This is a genomic window from Paenibacillus xylanexedens (assembly GCF_007676705.1).
Classification (GTDB): Bacteria; Bacillota; Bacilli; order Paenibacillales; family Paenibacillaceae; genus Paenibacillus; species Paenibacillus xylanexedens_C.
Genome location: NZ_VEBF01000001.1, coordinates 1,954,601 through 1,973,369 on the forward strand (window position 1 = coordinate 1,954,601; position 18,769 = coordinate 1,973,369).

An 18,769-nucleotide genomic window follows, 5' to 3' on the forward strand; every position below is an offset into this window, starting at 1 on the left:
AAACGGTTTTCCGGAACCCGATTGCGGCGTTTCCATTTTATCGTTTCATTCGTACAATTCCGCGTGTAGATTTATTTAAAAAATTCAATGTGTGTTCTTTAAATTCAGAAGGAGGTAAGTTGTTTATTTCTTCAATAGATTGATCGAGAGTTCGTTTTTGGCGAAATAAAATGGTATTAATCTTTTTTATCATGCTTAATTCTTCATTTGAAAATCCATTTCTTCTCAGACCAATGGTATTAATACCATGTATGTACGAACGTGCACCATCTGCTAAAGAATATGGAACAATATCTTGGGAAACTTTACTTCCCGCTCCGATCATTGCAAATCTTCCGATGTTACATGATTGGTGTACACCAGAACCACAACCAAAAGTGATATAGTCTTCAATATGAACATGTCCGCCAATTTGAACATTATTGACGATAACGTTGTGATCTCCCATCAATACATCATGTGCGATATGAGCATAATTCATAATAAAGTTGTTACTGCCTACTCGCGTGAAACCATCTCCTTTTGATGTGCCTCTACATATGGTGACATACTCTCTCAAGGTATTATTATCTCCAATAATGAGATACGACTCTTCGCCTTGGTAACTTTTATCTTGTGGATCCGAACCGATAATGGCACCATGTGAAATATAGTTATTCCCCCCCAATATCGTGTTAGCCCCTATGATAACGTGACTTCCAATCCTACACCCGCTACCTATTTTTGAATTCTCTTCAATGATACTGAAAGGTCCGACTTCGACATCGTTCCCAATTATTGCAGTAGGATGAATAATCGCTGTGTGATGTATCATTTAGCACCTTCCTTTGTTTTGGAAAGTTCATCCAGTTTTTCATTTAGTTTTTTTATCGTTTTTGGGAGTCTGGAAAGTGCAGCCGATTCTCGTAGTTGTCTCTTATGTGAACGAGCTGTATATCCCGAAACCATTGAGTTCTCGGGCATGTTTTTAGTCACCATGGCTCTAGCTAAAACAACGCAGCTGTCTCCAATGGTAATATTATTAATAACCGCACTTCCACCAGCCATTATGACGCGATTACCAATTTTCGATGATCCCCCGATTGCACTTGTACCTGCGATAATGCAGTGCTCACCAATCTGGACATTATGACCAATTTGAATAAGGTTGTCCATTTTGGTTCCTCTACCAATGGTTGTTGAATCAATCGTTCCGCGATCAATAGTGGTATTTGCCCCAATTTCAACATCATCAAAAATAATGACATTTCCAATATGGGGGATTTTCACTTGTTTTTGCCCATCCCACTCAAAACCAAACCCATCAGCGCCAATCACTGCGCCAGAGTGAATGATGACATGATCTCCAATGATAGTATCATGTAAAACAGTGACATTAGGGTGTATCACGCAATTCTTTCCAATGGTCACATTTCTACCAATAAATGAATGCGTGGAAATAATGGTATGATCCCCAATCGAAACATCTTCTTTGATTACCGCGAACTTGTCGATCTGAACATGGTAGCCTAATGTTACCGAAGGCTCAATTGTTGCTGACGATACTACGCCACTACTTTTGGTTTTCTCACTAAACATTTCAATTAAACGAATAAAATCGAGTCTGGGGTTTTTCACCTTAATAACAGGTACTTTGAATTCTTTTATTGTCGTTTCTGGCACAATGAAAGCTGAAGCATAACATTGATCTAATTTATTTAGATTTTTATCCGTAACAAAAGCGATTTCTCCCTCTTTAGCAGCATATATTGAGCCTACACCTGTTATAACGACATTACCGTCACCTATTAGAATCCCATTTAACTGTTCAGAAATTTCATTTAAATTACATGGCATAATACCGTCTCCTTTTCTATTTAGATTAGATTATTTAATAGTTCTCTAGCAAAAAGAGTGTTCAAGTAATGAGAGGTTCCCGATCCTATGATTGTTGCATGAAAAGAAGGAATCAAAGCTAAATCACCAATAAGATCCAGCAGCTTGTGACGAGACAATTCATCCTGAAAACGTAAGTTGGGATAAATTTTCTGTTTACCAATGACTATTCCATGATCTAAAGATGCTCCTTGGATTAAACCTTTGCTTTTTAGGTACATCACTTCTTCTTCAAAACAAAAGGTCCTAGCTGGCGCAATATCAGTGATGTAATCGTTTTCTATAAAATTAAAATTGGAGGTCTGATCCGAGAGATAGGCCATTTTATGTTCATTTTTAAAACACACACTATAGGAGATCATGGAGGAGGGATGAGCTTCAAGAAAAGAATTACCGTGCTCAACTCTAACTTTTTGTTGTATATGAAGGTACGTTTTTTTGACTTCTTGCTGTACATGGCCAACTTCTAAAATCTTGGCTGCAATATCGGTAGCGCTGCCATCAAAAATAGGTAATTCTTCACCATTAACATCAATAATCACGTTATCGATGCCCATCCCTCGGACAGCAGACAGTGTATGTTCAACCATAGATACAACGTATCCATGCATGTTTTTAAGTTGTGTGCAACGTTCCGTATTGGATACACTATCGATTTTAGCTTCAATAATTTCATATGGATGTACATCCACTCTTCTAAAAACAATACCTGTGTTTGGTTGTGCAGAATGCAGAGTTATCTCTGACAAATTACCACTATGTATAGCAATGCCGTCTAATGTAAAACTATTACGAATCGTTTTTTGGTACATAGCATCTCCTCCGTTTTAATTGAATATTATTCTACTGAAATAATGGAACAGGCCACCCTGTTTATCGTGTAACTCACCAAACAGTCTCGCCCCCTTTGACATATTTCTCACATCCGGAGCCTATTTACATGTATTATATCGATTATGATTAGCTGATGTTGTCGATATTTGGAGGCACGTGCAACCAATTCAATCGATAGTTGAACCAAAAGTACAATAATAGGCGCTATACGGAGTGTTTGATCTGTCTGTCTCCGAACGAATACCGAAGAGCAGCATAACAAGAAACCTCAGCACGTCACCCGAGCTAAGGTTTCTAAACAAAACTTTTCTTTAAAAACTGTCTACTTGACGGGGAGAAGTTCAGCGTTTTTGTTTGTTGGAATTATGCCCCCATGGGTAAATGAAGGGTGAATGTAGAGCCAATTCCCATTTCACTATGAACGGTAATTTTGCCATGATGATCCTGGGCAATTTTCTGACAGAGTGCGAGCCCAAGTCCAGTACCTTCTTCCTTGGTTGTATAAAAAGGATTAAAGATCGTTGCCAGCGAATTCTCTGGAATGCCGATGCCCGTATCGGTAATGGAGATAAGCGCCTGGTCTCCATCTTGCAACAGATCAATATGCACCTCACCGGGTTCTGCCATCGCTTCAAAAGCATTGCGGATCAGGTTAATTAGAACCTGCACGATCTTGTCACGATCCATGTTGACCACAACTGGCTCACCAGTAATTTTAAGTGTAATCCGATGCCCGCGCGATGCCGCATCCGATTCAGTTAACGACATGACTCGTTCAAGACAATGCCCCACTCGTTCGGGCTTCATGTGATTGGCCTGCGGTTTGGAAAACTGTAAAAACTCGGCCGTTAGATCCGTTACCCGTGTTACCTCACCCATAATGACCTCATACCACGGAGCGATATTGAAATCCTGTCCCCGAGAAAGCTGCAGGAAGCCTCGAATGGCAGTCAGGGGATTGCGAATTTCATGAGCCATGCCCGCGGCCAGCTCACCAACAGCCCGGAGTCTTTCGGAACGGAAGACCTCCTCTCCGTTTTTTAACCATTTCCTGCGTTGCTGCTGAAACAACCTGTCCTCTGCCACCGTAATAAAGTGCTGCAACGTCTCGGACATTCCCGGATATAAGGAAATAATGTAGTTTACCTGCAGCCCCCTTAACTCCCCGGTCAACAGTGACGCCATACGCTCTTCGATATTTTGTATTTCAGGCAAAACCACAGCATACCGATCCCCCGCATATCGGGATACACCATACGCATCTGCAAACTGTTTCGACACACTCTCGCCTGTGGCTTTGATTATATTACTCCAGTTGTCTTCAACCTCTTTGTCAAACCCATTGAAGTTCTGAATGTTCAAGATAATCAGTAAAAATGATCGTTGCTCGTCCGCCGTTTCCTTCAATACGTTCATATATCCCTCGTAATTCAGTAACCCGGTAAGCGGGTCGTGAAGAGTAAGGAGATGATTTTTTTCCCGAAGTCTGCGCTTCTCAACCTCACTGTTAATCAAGGTATGATACAAGAAAATAATGACAACCGAGGTTAACAGATCGAATAACGAAACCAGCAAAGTATATGTATCTATGGGCACGTAGGAGAGTCGAATCACTGTATATTGCAGCATGAACAGTAGTGAGATCGGTAATGTTTGTGCCACACGTTGTTTGTCCTGAATCATTGAAATGATCAGCATATAATACAACATGTTACACCAGTTCAGTTGACTGAAGTAATGGAATATTCCGAGAAAAATCCAATGAACATTTCGCAGCACAGGATATCTTTTCTCCCCATAGATACTTGCAACCAACAGGGCACCTGAAATCAACAATAATGCCAGATTGGGGGTAAGCCTTAGAACATAAGAGGACAAAATGACAAGCAGACAGCCCAGCGGGAATATCACCATTTTCATCGTGTAACTTAGCAAATAGCCTCGCCCCCTTTGACAAAACTCACATCTAACAACTTATGTACATGTATTATATCGATTATGATTAGCTGATGTTGTCGATTAGTGGAGGCTCGTCAAATTCGCACGAATGTATAATTTATGAAGGCAATAGGACATATGCATGAATTGTAAACGCAAAAGTGAAACAATTCCTCTACGCAAGAATCACTATTATGCTACAATACATTTATGGATTAATTTAGAATAAAATCTTGGTTATGGAGGAAAACACATGACAATACAACGAAAACAACTGGGCCTCGGTACGCTCTCTCTACTCGTACTGGCGATGGGATTCGCCTTTAACTTCCCATGGGGAAAAGCAGATTTTATGATCAGTCATTACCTTTTCAACGTATTAAACATACCTATTTATAGCAATGGAACTCAAGGACTTCACATTCCTTTTGTGGTAGCAGCCCTCTTCTGGATCCCTACCCTCTGGATAGCCCAAAAAAATCGTTCACATTATGGCACAAGTGTTGCCCGTAATGTGGCCGCATTTATGCTGGTATTTTGTATTATTGGCCCTATTATTACTGTTGTAGATTGGTTTGTAAATGCATAACGCTTAAAGCCAGCTCTCTATATCCGAGGGCTGGCTTCTTTGCTGCTCTTCCATATAAGATAACAAATTATTTACACCATAACGTAGAGTGCAGAACCAATCTGAAGAAGCGGAGCTAAAAGCTTTCTGAAAGAAAGCTACTTCGGAAGCATACACCTCGCCTTTATCCCCGGATTTTCACTTCTTTAGAAGGGAATCAAAAAATCCGGGGATAACAGCGATCGGAAGATGGTACTGCACTCGGAGTACAACGGTGTAACCTTTTCACGTTCATCTCATATCCTTTTTATTTCTTCGCCATATACTTACGGATATCAAAAGCCACCGCAGCAACAATGATCAATCCTTTGATAATCAACTGCCAGTATGGACTCACACCAATAAACGTTAGACCATAATTAATGACGCCGAAGATCAGTACCCCCGCCATAACACCAGGTACCGTTCCAATACCACCAGCCGTTGATACACCGCCTACCACACATGCAGCAATCGCATCCAACTCATACATGTTACCGTAATTGTTCGTAGCTCCACCTGTCCGAGCCGCTTCAAGCACACCACCCAGACCATACAATGCACCCGCAATGGCATACAGGGCAACCAGATTACGTGCAACATGAATTCCGGATACATGCGCTGCCTGAATATTACCACCAATGGCGTACATGTTTTTGCCGAGACGGGTTTTGTTAAAGATCACCCAGCAGATTAACGCCACCGCAATAGCAATCAGGACGATATACGGAATGGAATATCCACCGCCCAGATCAATGTATCCAGAACCAATGACGGTGAAGTCGGGTCTCAATCCTCCGATTGGCTGCGACTGATTGGGTTCCGTATCAAAATAAATGGAGTTTAGTCCGTACACGGCAACCATCGTACCCAGCGTTGCGATAAAAGGAGGCACATGCAATTTGGCGATAATGAGACCATTCACCAATCCCACGAACAGGCCAACTGTGATTCCAACCAGAATCGGCAGTAACACCGGCAGATGTGGCAGATCAGGGAAGAAGCGGTTCGCATACTCGTCAATCTGAAGCATGGAGGCCGATACGACAGCCGTCAGCCCGACAACCCGACCAGCGGACAGATCGACCCCTCCTGTAACCAGGATGAAGGCTGCACCGAGTGCAATAATGGCTCTTGTGGAGGACTGCTGTAAAATATCCCGTAGTGTGGAGAATGCAAGGAAGTTCGGATCAGCGATGGCAATACCAATAATGAGCAGAATCAGTACGATAAAGATGGCTCGCTGTGTTACATATTGTTTCACTTGATTGATTACCTGTGTGTTCATCTGTTTCCCTCCTGACTAAGCCATCCGCTGCTGCGCGGCCAGCCTCATAATATCCTGCTCGGTTGCCTCGGCTCCGTCCACGATTCCGGTGAGACGTCCTTCGCTCATCACCATGATGCGATCCGACATGCCCAGAAGCTCAGGCATCTCTGAGCTAATCATGATAATGCTTTTGCCCTGACGAGCCAGTTCCGTAATAATGGTGTAAATCTCGAACTTAGCCCCTACATCGATTCCACGCGTCGGTTCGTCCAGCAGCAGAATCTCCGGGTCGGTCAGCAACCAGCGAGCCAGTAGAACTTTCTGTTGATTACCACCGGACAGGTTTCGAATTAGCGTGTTAACCGAAGGCGTTTTGGTTCTAAACTTTTCTGTCTGCTCCCTTGCTTCCTCGCGGCCCTTTTTCTCATTCAACAAACCTATGCGATTTTTGTAACGGCCAAGACTTGCGATAATGGTATTCTCATACACCGACAACACAGGAAATATCCCTGTTACCCTTCGTTCTTCCGTGAGCAACGCAATGTTGTGACGCTTTGCGGCAGCTGGAGAATTAATCTTTACTCTGCGTCCATGGATTGAAATCTGACCTGAAGCGAGACCTCGCAGTCCGAACAAAGACTCAATCAATTCTGTCCGCTGTGCTCCAACCAGGCCGCCAATGCCGAGCACTTCGCCTTTTCGCAGCTCAAAGGATACGTCCCGAAACGATTTCGACTGATTCGATGTCAGACCCTCTGCCTTCAGTATGACTTCACCGGGTACGTTCGTCCGTTCCGGGAATCGTTCGTCCATGTCACGACCCACCATGCGTGTGATGATCAGATCTGTTGTTAAATCCGCGGCGTCCCATGTACCAACAACGAAGCCATCACGCATGATCGTGACTTCATCCGAGATCGTCAGGATCTCCTCCATTTTGTGGGAAATGTAGATAATGGATACACCGCGACTGCGTAGTTCATTAATAATGGCGAAGAGCTGGTCCACTTCCTTGCCTGTCAGGGAAGAAGTGGGCTCATCCATGACGATGACTTTGGATTGAAAAGAGACGGCCTTGGCGATTTCCATCGATTGAATCTTGGATACAGACAGTGTTCCAGCTTGAGCCTTCGGATCAATATCCAGGTTCAAGTCCTTGAACAGAGCCAGTGTATCGGTATACATCCTTTTCTCGTCCACGAGTATTCCCCTCATCGGAAAACGACCCAGCCAGATATTCTCCATCACCGGACGATGCGGGACCGGATTCAGCTCCTGATGAATCATGGATATCCCTTGCTGAAGTGCCGCTTTGGAATTGGGAATATCCACGTCCCTTCCTTCGATGCGTATCGTTCCTTCATCTGGTCGATACATGCCGAACAGACATTTCATCAGCGTGGATTTGCCCGCTCCATTCTCTCCCATCAAGGCGTGAACCGTTCCCGGCTTCACCTTCAACGTGACTTGACTTAGTGCCTGCACACCCGGAAATGCTTTGGAAACTCCATTCATCTCCAGCAGGTAAGGTGATTCCATCTTGTATCCTCCCCTTCCATATGACCGGCAAAAAAGGGACGCTACCCGAATGACGGACGTCCCTGTCTACTGCTGTTATTGGGCGTCGGCGATGTTGTCTTTCGTAATTTTTTTGTATGCAATCCAGACGTATTTCCCATCTGTAATATCATATTTGGTATTTTCCTTCGTCGGTGTCTCCCCTTTGGCAAGGACAGAAGCCAGAGCAACTGTGGCAGCACCCTGATTCTTGGCATCATTAAGTACCGTGCCCAGCATCGTACCATCCTGTAGAGCCTGAATGGCAGGAGCTGTTGCATCCACACCTACCACCGGCATTGATTTGCCATCCTTGAAGTATCCAGCTGCTTTCAATGCCTCAATGGCTCCAAGCGCCATGTCATCATTGTTTGCGAGAACGGCTTCAATCTTGTCGCCATGGGAAGCAAGGAACGCCTGCATTTTCTCCTGACCTTTCACGCGGTCCCACATCGCCGTGTCTTCCGCCAGTGCTTCCACTTCGATATCGGCATCCTGGATCGCCTGAACCGAATATTTGGTTCGAAGCTCTGCATCCTGGTGACCCGGTTCCCCTTTCAGCATGACGTATTGCAGTTTGCCATCGCCATTTTTGTCTGCTTCCGGATGTGCTTTCCAGTAATCCACAATCAGCTGTCCGGAGATCGTACCAGACTCTTCCGCTTTTGCTCCTACATAGTACACTTTATCCCACTTGTTCATGTCTTCCGCCACTGGCTCACGGTTAAGAAACACGACTGGAATGTTCGCTGCCTTGGCCTTGTCAATGATGACGCCCGCCGCCGTGCGATCTACCGGATTCACAGCCATTGCATTATATTTCTTGGATACAAACAGATCGACTTTCTCATTCTGGGTGGGCTGTGCATTCTGACTATCCACGATATCCAGGGTTGCAATACCTTCTGCTGCTGCGTTCATCGCATTACGTACACCCGTCATGAATGTATCATCGAATTTGTAGATAGCGACACCAATCTTCGGTGTTTCTGTCCCGGCTGCTGTCTGACCGCCTGTATCTGTTCCCGTACTTCCACCTGCACTGTCTCCGCCGCTGCTACAACCCGCCGCCACAACCATACATGCCGTAATCAACAGTGTCATCCATGTCTTCTTCATATCCTAATGACCTCCCCCAAGTTCATTCGGCTTCACCGATGTCTTTATTATGAAAGGGTTTACATTAAATTCGAATACAATATCTTCACCTGTTCTATCGAAATCTTCCTCAAGTTAAGAAATGGATTCATTTCATCATTCCGTATTCGTCATTGTACAAAAGGAAACAGCAGCTTCTGGTTATCCATCCAGAACATGTTTTCGGTACTAACCAGCTTTGTCTCAAGTAACACTCTCGCCTGTACCTGTTGATTGTTCAGCCGCGCAACGGCTTGATTCAATCCCAGATAACCTGCACTGTATCCATTCTGGACGATGAGATGCTCAAAGACCCCTTCCTGCAGCTGCTCCAATTGCTGTTGTTCACTGCCGAATCCAACAATCTTTACCTTATCCGCAGACTTGCGTCGATGCAGTTCATCGGCTGCTCCCAGAGAAGCCGGTTCTTGAAGGGCAATGAAGCCGTCTACCTGCTGTTGGTCCAGCAGCTGCTTCGCCGATTGCCAACACCCGTCCCGGGTATTGCATACCGATTTGGGTTCCACTTGGATGTCAGGATACTGTTCCAGGACTTCCATCACACCCTGCTCTCTGTGAATCAGACCGGAATTAAGAGGATCTGGACCCAATAAAGCCACATGCCCTCGTCCTTCCAGCAGCTCCGCCATGGCCCGCCCTGCTTGCCGTCCAGCCTCCACATTATCCATGGAGATGACACTGGTTATGCCTTTCACGGGAAATTCATCGTTAAGCACAATGACGGGAACGATGGCTCCATCGGAATTCGTTGTCTGCGCCTCCTGAATAATGTCGCTGAGCGCCGTCTCGCTCAGGGGATCGACTAACAGAGCTGATGCTCCCTGCTTCAGAGCCAAGGCGGCGGCTTCCACCTGAGCCTGCTCTCGCGCACTACGAGACAACGTTCGGCGGTCTGCATGGGCCTGCTTAAACTGTATCTGACTGCCAACGGAGTCTGGAATGGAGGGCGTGTACACATTACCGTCGGAAGGGTAGGCTTCCACGGTCATTAGTTCTGCCCCGCTCTCTTTGGCAGCCGCCTCGGCTCCAAGCCGGATGGCTTCCGCAAGTTCCCCTGTCCCAGCTGGCGTAATTAGCGCGATACGTGGCGGTAATGTACGGTCATCGGGACTCGGTATGCCACAGGCCGCGCATAGTAGCAGACAGCAGATTGCAGCTGTCAGGATTACCAACCGACGTTTCCGAATTCGCCGGAAGCTCGCACCAATCTTTTTCAAAAACGTACGGAAGTTCAATCCTTCAACGCTATGGGCATCGTTCCTATTCACTTGGCTGTCGATCATCAGGCTCGCCCTCCTTCTGCTGCAATTGAATGGGAATCCGCATCCAGACCGTGGTGCCTTCTTCCAACTCACTTGCAAATTCAAGGCCATATGCCTCCCCGTAATAGAGCCGAATTCGATCATGTACGTTGCGGACAGCTACGCCTGATCCTGCACCGCTTTTGACAACCGGACTACCACTTAATAATCCCGACATCTGCTCTTCCGTCATGCCAACCCCATTATCTGTAATGCGAAACACCAGCTTGTTATCCTCACGATAGACATCGACCTCAATACATCCCTCATCCATGTGGTACTCGATACCGTGAACAATAGCATTCTCAATCAAGGGCTGAAGCACCAGCTTCAATGTCAGGCAATCCAGAAGTGTATCATCGGCCTTAATCGTAAAGTTGAATTTGCGCTTGAATCTCATCTGCTGAATCGTCAAATAATGCTGCGCATGCTCCAGCTCTTCCCTGATTGTTATAATTGTTTTGCCTTGACTAAGACTGATGCGGAACAGGCGCGAGAGTGACGTGATCATCGTAATCACTTCCTCATTACGGCTCATGCCTACCATGCGCACCACAGAATTCAGGGTGTTGTATAGGAAATGTGGATTAATCTGAGCCTGCAAAGCCTCCAGCTCCAGACGCCGCTTCTGCTCCTGTTCATGGATGATCTCATCCATTAGGGTTCGGATTTTATTGACCATCAGATTAAAGCGACGGGATAGACGTTCCACCTCCAGCGGTCCTTCAATAGGCAACTCTACGTTAAAATCCCCACGCTCTACGGCCTTCATCTTACGTTCCATTCGCCGGATTGGGCGAGTCAGACTGGAGGATAGAAACAGGGACACGATAATAACCAACACCAGGACAACGACCAGGACACGAATGAGGTATCCGTTCACTTCCTGACGGGTGGTCATAATCTCATCCAGATAGGCGACACCCACGATTTTCCACCCAATATTGGCAACGGACTTCACGGTATTCAACCTTTTCTGCCCATCTGCCTCATCTTCATAACTGCCGGTAGCCACCAAAGCCTGTTCGATATTCTCACTTTTGAGCCCCATATACATCAATTGCTGCTGCGGATGATACACAATATTGCCTGCGCTCTCATCGATGATATAGACATATCCCCGTTGTCCCAGACTGACCCTGCGGCTCAGTTCATCCATCTGTTTGAAATTGATATCGACCAGCAGGATGACCTGTCGGTCCTGACCATTTTGCCGTATGGTTATACCTTTACTCATGGAAACGACCCATTTGTATGGGCCTGTGTACATGTTCTGAATATGAGGTAACGAGAAACTAAGATGATCTGGCACGCGGAGCGCAGACTGAAACCACCCTTGCTGTGTCACATGGGCACTGGTTTTTAATTCAGCTGTAGGTCTGTTCTTCAGCAATTGCCCCTTGGAATCAAGCAGCGTTATGGAGATGATATCCTCACGACTGCTGAGTAGTGTGTCGAGCTGTTTATCTACCTGCTCCCCTTCCCATGTCCCATCACGCAGCATGTGTTCCTCAATGGCACGGTACAGATGCGACATGCTGCGGACGTAATCCTCCAGATTATAGCTAACCTGATCCACAATCTGTCTCGTCGTCAGTTCCGCACTTCGCTCGGCAGTCTGAGTGAACTTGTCATGCAGAAGCAACGCCATGATGGTCAGCACCAAGACGATGAAGACGGAGAAGGACCATGTAATAATAAACCGGATACTGCTGACCCTGGATGAACGCAGACGAGAGCGTAACTGAAGTCCGATAGACTTCACCCATCTGACAACTGATCTCATCGGATTGAACCTTCACTTGCTGCCAGAGAAGCCTGTTTACGATATTCTTTGGGCGAGACACCGATATGTTTTTTGAAACAAAAACTGAAATAATTCGGTTCGGCGAAGCCAACCTGCTCCGCAATCTGAAACGACTTCAGCTCTGTCGAGCGAAGCAGTTCCCGGGCTGCCTCCATCCGGATCTGCATCAGGTATTGCAGGAAGGTAAGCTGCACTTCTTTTTTGAAAATGCCACAAAAATAACCGGAGCTGATGTGCAGATGTCCGCACACTTTCTGAATGGACAGATCCGGGTCAGCATAATGCTCTTTCGTGAAGACTAACGCCTGTTCGACAATATCCTTATATACATGCTGGCGTCCGCTCGCAATGCGATGTTGTACAAGCAGACAGACCTCACGCACCTTCCTCTGTGCCTCAGCAAGTCCCGGTAGTCGGAACAGATCCGCATATAACTGGAACCCTGCACCGAAGATATCTTCCATCTCTTCTCCTGATGCCTGCGCTGCCTTCCATACCGTCGTTAACACTTCAATCAGATACAGTTGAATATCACTTCGACTATGTTCGACCGTAATTTCCCGGAAAATGATCTCTAGCCCTTCCTCCAGCTCCGCCTGCGTACCTGCCTTCAGACAACGTGTCAGCGTCTGCTGCTTCAACTCGTCGAACCGCAGCTTGCCAGCCGTCTGACGCTCCACATCCGCAATATATATAATAGAATCCGTTCCGGGTACAAGACGGTAATCCAGTGCCAGCATGGCATCTTCATAGGCATGATTCACATCTGCAAGTGTATTCACGATCTGCCCAGATCCCACCGTCGCCGGGATGCGCAAATAGTGGTTGATGCTTCGCATGACATTTTCCAATGCCTTCTGTTGTCGCTTCGCTCCATCTGTACCTCCCCATCGGTCCACATAGAGCAGGACGATCGTCTCCTGATGCATAAACGCATGACCAGCGCTGTGTTCCGCCCATACTTCTGTTGCAATGTTAAGTGCAGCAAACCGTTTCAGTTCAGCATCTTCGTCCATGTGCAGTGTCAATACAGATACGCCATAGCGTTCTCCTGTCAGATCCAACCCACATTGTTTGGCTTTACTATGAATGTATGTGGAAGACTTCTGTCGGTGGAGCAAGGTCGCCATCAGATCTGCCTGTAGTAACGGCAAGCTGGTATGATAATGCTCACGCAGCTGCTGTACATCTTCACGCTCAGCTACTTCTGCCGCCATCTGGGCACGCAGCCTTGTCAGCAATTCGGTGAGATGCCCTGCCGAGAATGGCTTCAGCAGATATTCATCCACACTTAGCGAGATGGCTTGCCGGGCATAATCAAATTCATCATATCCGGTCAAAATGACCACTTTCACGAGTGGATTTCGCTTCCGCAATCTTTGTGCGAGTTCCAAACCATTCATGAACGGCATGCTGATATCGGTCACCACAATGTCCGGCTCTACCCGCTCCGCCATCTCCAATGCTTCCCGCCCATTTTCAGCCAAACCGACAATCCGCAGATCGAGCGCTTCCCAATCGACCTCCACCACTAACCCTTCGCGCACATCTTCTTCATCATCCACCAGCAGTACCCGGTACATGTGCGGATTCCTCCCTTTTATATGACGGGCCCAACACCCGATTAATAATATAGATCTCAGCTTTTGCATCATTTGATATTCATCGCTCACGGGACTTATGCAAAATGCTCATGTTGATACGTTCCAGGGTTGCCATCATAATATACAATATTATCGGGAATATGTAATCGCTTTCTTCATTAGAGGTAAGGCAACCCTGACGGGCAGTGCCTCTGTGACATGTTAAGGGTAGTATATGAATGCTAAGGGTAGGTTAAAGTAATACAAACACGGTAAATTTCGAAGTACTTCTAATAAGAGGAGTTTTGTTTCTACCTAAAATGTTGATCCTTCATTCTGATTTCAATGATGATTCGCATTTAAAGCTTTAACATAAACCATTGTCGTATCGGGATTGGTGTGTCCCATCATGTCCGCCAGAAGGTGCAACGGCGTATGTTCTGCCATGGCATAACCAAAACGATGGCGCAGATCATGGGAACTCAGTCCTTCCAGCCCTGCTGCAATCATGACTTTTTTAATGAGGTGGCGCAGTGCTCTCTCCGTTAAACGATCATTTGTCTTCTCGGAAGGGAACAGGTAAGAACTGTCGCTAGCAAGTCCGGATAAGTACTGAGTCAATATTACGATACACTGCATATTCAAAGGGATCTTTCGTTGTCCATTGCGCTTGTCAGCTCTTACTGTCAGGTGACCACTCCGTTGACCAAGCTCGATATCATAAGGCGTGAGGTTGCATACCTCCATCGTGCGCAAGCCTGTGTGAAACATAAGGGTAAGAATGGTCTGATCCCGAAGGGAGTTGCTGCACTCCACCGCGAAGATGAATGCTTGTTCTTCTTCGACTGTCATTCGGCGTGGACTGACTTTGTCTTCCGGAATGAATTTCAATGCCTTGGAAGGATCGCTGCGGAGCCCGGCTTCCAAGACAGCCCATTTGAAAAAACGCTTCAACGTAATCAATCTCCGGTTAATGGTAGCCGGCTTCAAAAGCATAACTTTATGTGAATCTTCACGATAATTGACTAAAGTGGATGTGTTCACGTCTTCAATTCGCAATGTGAATTCTTCGCCGAGCGTGGTGCTTTCCTTATACCATTCGATAAAGTGCTTCAGATCACTTGCGTATTCCTTCACGGTTTTGGGATGCAAATCTCCCTCATTGGCAAGCACATGTACGAATTCTTCTATCGTCGGTTTCCGCTGCACCGATAGCACTGATGAATGATTCATTAGAAAATACCTCCAAATCTTGACTTATATTAGCGGACATGGTATTATCATATTAATCGATACATTAGCGGACATCAAGTCTGTGGTTTAAATGCACCAGGTGAGTGTCAATTTTTAATTTATACTCGTCTCATAATGATCGGCTAAAAACTTATTTTTTGGAGGAATCACATGCAAACAGGTACAGTGAAATGGTTCAACGCGGATAAAGGATTCGGCTTTATCGAAACTGAAGAAGGAACAGACGTATTCGTTCATTTCAGTGCAATTCAAGGTGAAGGTTACAAATCTTTGGACGAAGGTCAACGCGTTCAATTTGAAGTAACTCAAGGCAACCGTGGACCACAAGCTGAGAACGTTACTAAACTTTAATTATATGAAAGCTGCCTTATTAATAAGGCAGCTTTTTATTTACTCATATTTTGCACAGTAAAGATTCCACATCCCAAGAATGAAAGCGAGGTATTCCCCATGGATAAAGAACAATTGATCACAGAAGTAGCTAAGGCTGGCGGTTTCTCCAAGAAGAATGCTGAAAAGGCTGTAACCGTTGTACTGGACTCGATTCTCGAAGCTCTCAAAGAAGGTAAAGAAGTTCAACTGGTTGGATTCGGGAAATTTGAAGTGCAGAAGCGTGAAGCAAGAACCGGAAGAAGCCGGAAAACAGGCAAAGAAATTCAATTACCTGCAGGTAAAGTTCCTGTATTCACAGCAGGCTTAAGCATGAAAGAAGCTTTAAATTAAACAACGCAACAACCCATTGAAAAGAGGTTTTTATTCAAACACACAATGATAATATGGATGTAAATGTCGTCTTTTCTACCGTTGATGATATCATTAACTTTTATTCAGGTAAGCAGACGAACCCGGATCATACAGAAGATCACACTCACTCTAAGTCCCCATCATCAACAAAGGCCGATTGTACCCTACGACCACCCACCCGCTAAATTAACATTTCATCTTGGACAACAAGAGGCCCTGATCCGCTCAAAACGGTCCAGGGCCTGATTTGCTTGAAAATGGCTCCTTCAGGAATCAGCCATTTTCTTGTCTTCTTTCACACCTGTGCTACTTGCTGTTCAGAAGTTCGCGCAATGTCTGTGAATCATAGGTAGAGACAAGGCGTTCCAGATAAGTATCCAACCATACCTCATCCTTCTCCCACCACTTTAGTTCGAGCAGCAGCGCAATTGTTTCTTCGTCAAAGCGCTTTTTGACAGTCTTGGCTGGATTACCGCCAACAATCGTATAAGGTTCAACGTCCTTAACAACGGTCGAATTGGAAGCGACAATGGCGCCATCTCCAATGGTTACACCAGGCATGATCGTCACATGTTGTCCAAGCCAGACATCATTCCCAAGCACCGTGTCACCCTTATATGGAAGTTGCTCCAGAGTGGGTGTCACGCGCTCCCATCCCCCACCGAATATGTTGAAAGGATACGTCGTCATACCCTCCATCCGGTGATTGGCGCCATTCATGATGAATGTCACTCCTTCTGCTATCGCACAAAAATTGCCGATGACCAAACGATCACCAATAAAGTCATAATGATGCTGTATCCGGTCATAAAATTGCTCTGGCGGATTCGTGTTATCGCTATAATACGTATAATCACCAATGTCCACGTTGGAACGAGGCGGCAGGTTTTGAATGTAACATACGGTGCGGATATTCTCGTTCGGGAAAAGTTTTGTTTTATCAGGGGCCATAGGCAGTCCCTCCTTTTCCCTATTGTAACAGATATTAAATCTTAAACGGACTAAGTGAGGTCTGCAGCTCTGTCGACACATCGGACAAAATAGCCGCAGATGCCTTGATCTGTTCTACCGACTTAAGCTGTTCATGGACAGATCCAGCTGCCTGTTGTGAATTGGTACTAGCCGTCTGCGCATGGCGAGCGATCTCATGTACGGAAGCAACGATCTGCTCCACGCCTGCGGACATCTCTTCACTCGTCGCAGCCATGTCCTCAATCTCTACGGCCATGCGCAGGTTCGTATCCCGGATCAGGCTGAAGTTTTGTTCAGTTTCGCGGGTCAAACGTAGCCCTTCTTGCACTTCGTCCTTCACTCTCGACATGGCCGATAGGGATTGCTTCATGTCTTGTTCCATGGCTTGAACCAATTCTTCAATACGATCCGAAGAGTCTCCAGCTTGTTCAGCAAGCTTGCGTACCTCCGTAGACACCACGGCGAATCCTCTGCCATGCTCCCCTGCTCTTGCCGCTTCAATGGATGCATTGAGCGCAAGCAGATTCGTTTGATTCGCGATCTCATGAATCGTGGAAACCATCTGGCTAATCTGTGCCGACTTCCCTTCCAGCATACGAATGACTTCATCCGTTGTGGTAACGGAGGATTCGATTGTAGACATCTGCTGAACGGTCAGTTGCACAGCTTCTCCTCCGGTTTCTGCCTGTTTGCGGGAATACAATGCTGAATCGGAGATGCTCGAGGCCTTGTCTGCCATACGTTGTACACCTATAGCTACTTCTTCCATCGCCTGCAGATTCTCTTCCGTACTAATCGTCTGACTCTCGGCTCCTTGAGCCACTTGTTCAACGGAAGATGCAATCTGGGCCGATTCATTGGCTGTCTGGTCCGCAATCTTCAGTAGCAGCCCAGTCGAATGTTCTGCTTTCTCCGCAGCCTGAAGTCCACCTTGAATGATGACCTGCAGATTACTTCTCATCTCATTGTATCCCGTGCCCAGCAATCCGATCTCGTCTTGGACGTCGTCCACAACCGGCTGTGTGAAATCGCCCGTGCCCGCACGCTTAATCGCCATGGATACCCGTTCGATCCTTACTCTTACCCTGCGAACGTACAACAGGATCAGGGTAATCGCGACCAACATCGCGAGCAGGAATACAATCAGGAACGTCTTGAGGAACGAGGAGATAATCACATCAATTAACGACTGAGAAGCGCCTACATAGAAAATTCCGATAATCTCTCCCGATGCGTTCTTGATTGGTTCATAGGCCGTCTGATATTTCTGACCTACAACCACTGCTTCACCAAAGTATCTTTCCCCTTGCTGCAAAACGGTCTGAGCGACCTCTTCGGACACCTTCGTGCCTACAGCACGCTTTCCATCCACCATGACATTCGTTGCGACACGTTCATCACCTCGAAAGATCGTCACGGTGTCACCAGAAGCTTCTCCAATCTCATCCACCAGTTCAAAGTTGCCTTCCAGCGCGGTATCTCCCTTGAATAATTGTCCTTCCTTAATGGCCCAGTCTCCTGGATGCTTATATGTAATGATATGATTCGCCATCGCCAGATCTCGCTTCGCCTTCTCTGTAGCAAATGTCGTAATCCCCTGTCTCATCTCCAGGATTACACTTACCGCCACAGCTGAGGAGAAGACGACAAATATACTGATAACGATCAAACTAATTTTGGTACCGATGCTCATGCTTCGCATGTGTGTGAGCCACCCTTTTCCCTATGTAATTGTGGGGATATTCAAGCCGATTTCGATGCCGTTTCGAATATCACATATAGTCTTATCGGTAGGACAGATCACATAATTTATAATGATGCAGTGACTTTTGTCACAAAAAAACCCTCTTAAGATCTAATCTTTTACGT

The 18,769-nt window shown here is 46.1% G+C and carries 16 protein-coding genes; 3 read left to right on the forward strand and 13 right to left on the reverse strand.

Going from position 1 to position 18,769, the window contains the following annotated elements:
- Window positions 1-37: 37 nt before the first annotated feature.
- From lpxA to FS628_RS08845, 4 genes are all read right to left on the reverse strand, one after another.
- Entirely contained in the window at window positions 38-814 is a 777-nt protein-coding gene (lpxA, locus tag FS628_RS08830) for an acyl-ACP--UDP-N-acetylglucosamine O-acyltransferase (protein WP_145320908.1), read from the reverse strand.
- The gene (gene lpxD / locus FS628_RS08835) at window positions 811-1,836 is read right to left on the reverse strand and encodes a UDP-3-O-(3-hydroxymyristoyl)glucosamine N-acyltransferase (protein WP_145320910.1); all 1,026 of its coding nucleotides are present in this window, start codon (window positions 1,834-1,836) and stop codon (window positions 811-813) included. Before lpxD ends, lpxA begins: the two co-directional genes overlap by 4 nt.
- 20 nt (window positions 1,837-1,856) lie before the next feature.
- The gene (gene lpxC / locus FS628_RS08840) at window positions 1,857-2,687 is read right to left on the reverse strand and encodes a UDP-3-O-acyl-N-acetylglucosamine deacetylase (RefSeq protein ID WP_145320912.1); all 831 of its coding nucleotides are present in this window, start codon (window positions 2,685-2,687) and stop codon (window positions 1,857-1,859) included.
- Between the two features lie 385 nt (window positions 2,688-3,072).
- Entirely contained in the window at window positions 3,073-4,644 is a 1,572-nt protein-coding gene (locus FS628_RS08845) for an ATP-binding protein (RefSeq protein ID WP_260870963.1), read from the reverse strand.
- A gap of 256 nt (window positions 4,645-4,900) precedes the next feature.
- On the opposite strand from FS628_RS08845, the gene FS628_RS08850 reads away from it, so the two are divergent.
- Window positions 4,901-5,236, forward strand: a complete 336-nt coding sequence (locus FS628_RS08850; RefSeq protein ID WP_145320914.1) for a hypothetical protein — start codon at window positions 4,901-4,903, stop codon at window positions 5,234-5,236.
- A gap of 286 nt (window positions 5,237-5,522) precedes the next feature.
- On the opposite strand, the gene mglC is transcribed toward FS628_RS08850, so the two are convergent.
- The 7 genes from mglC to FS628_RS08885 form a co-directional block, all read right to left on the reverse strand.
- Window positions 5,523-6,542 carry a galactose/methyl galactoside ABC transporter permease MglC gene (gene mglC / locus FS628_RS08855; RefSeq protein ID WP_145320916.1) on the reverse strand — a complete coding sequence of 340 codons (1,020 nt, stop codon included), beginning with the start codon at window positions 6,540-6,542 and terminating at the stop codon, window positions 5,523-5,525.
- Between the two features lie 15 nt (window positions 6,543-6,557).
- On the reverse strand, window positions 6,558-8,063 hold the full coding sequence (locus tag FS628_RS08860) for a sugar ABC transporter ATP-binding protein (protein ID WP_145320918.1): 1,506 nt from the start codon (window positions 8,061-8,063) through the stop codon (window positions 6,558-6,560).
- A gap of 75 nt (window positions 8,064-8,138) precedes the next feature.
- Window positions 8,139-9,200, reverse strand: a complete 1,062-nt coding sequence (locus tag FS628_RS08865) for a galactose ABC transporter substrate-binding protein (protein ID WP_145320920.1) — start codon at window positions 9,198-9,200, stop codon at window positions 8,139-8,141.
- 149 nt (window positions 9,201-9,349) lie between these two features.
- The gene (locus tag FS628_RS08870) at window positions 9,350-10,522 is read right to left on the reverse strand and encodes a substrate-binding domain-containing protein (RefSeq protein WP_145320922.1); all 1,173 of its coding nucleotides are present in this window, start codon (window positions 10,520-10,522) and stop codon (window positions 9,350-9,352) included.
- Window positions 10,500-12,326 carry a cache domain-containing sensor histidine kinase gene (locus tag FS628_RS08875; RefSeq protein WP_145320924.1) on the reverse strand — a complete coding sequence of 609 codons (1,827 nt, stop codon included), beginning with the start codon at window positions 12,324-12,326 and terminating at the stop codon, window positions 10,500-10,502. The genes FS628_RS08870 and FS628_RS08875 overlap by 23 nt, the downstream gene beginning before the upstream one ends.
- A complete protein-coding gene (locus tag FS628_RS08880; protein ID WP_145320927.1) occupies window positions 12,323-13,930 on the reverse strand; it encodes a response regulator in 1,608 nt (535 codons plus the stop codon). Before FS628_RS08880 ends, FS628_RS08875 begins: the two co-directional genes overlap by 4 nt.
- A gap of 342 nt (window positions 13,931-14,272) precedes the next feature.
- Complete coding sequence (locus tag FS628_RS08885; RefSeq protein ID WP_145320929.1) at window positions 14,273-15,163, reverse strand: tyrosine-type recombinase/integrase; 891 nt, start codon at window positions 15,161-15,163, stop codon at window positions 14,273-14,275.
- A 171-nt stretch (window positions 15,164-15,334) separates the two neighbouring features.
- On the opposite strand from FS628_RS08885, the gene FS628_RS08890 reads away from it, so the two are divergent.
- Both FS628_RS08890 and FS628_RS08895 read left to right on the forward strand, forming a co-directional pair.
- The gene (locus FS628_RS08890) at window positions 15,335-15,535 is read left to right on the forward strand and encodes a cold-shock protein (RefSeq protein ID WP_017690333.1); all 201 of its coding nucleotides are present in this window, start codon (window positions 15,335-15,337) and stop codon (window positions 15,533-15,535) included.
- Between the two features lie 99 nt (window positions 15,536-15,634).
- On the forward strand, window positions 15,635-15,907 hold the full coding sequence (locus FS628_RS08895) for an HU family DNA-binding protein (RefSeq protein WP_036606368.1): 273 nt from the start codon (window positions 15,635-15,637) through the stop codon (window positions 15,905-15,907).
- A gap of 327 nt (window positions 15,908-16,234) precedes the next feature.
- Here FS628_RS08895 and FS628_RS08900 read toward each other — a convergent pair whose 3' ends face one another.
- Together FS628_RS08900 and FS628_RS08905 are read right to left on the reverse strand one after the other, a co-directional pair.
- The gene (locus FS628_RS08900; protein WP_145320931.1) at window positions 16,235-16,879 is read right to left on the reverse strand and encodes a CatB-related O-acetyltransferase; all 645 of its coding nucleotides are present in this window, start codon (window positions 16,877-16,879) and stop codon (window positions 16,235-16,237) included.
- 34 nt (window positions 16,880-16,913) lie between these two features.
- Window positions 16,914-18,602, reverse strand: coding sequence for a methyl-accepting chemotaxis protein (locus FS628_RS08905; protein WP_145320932.1), 1,689 nt, complete (start codon window positions 18,600-18,602; stop codon window positions 16,914-16,916).
- Window positions 18,603-18,769 lie beyond the last annotated feature (167 nt).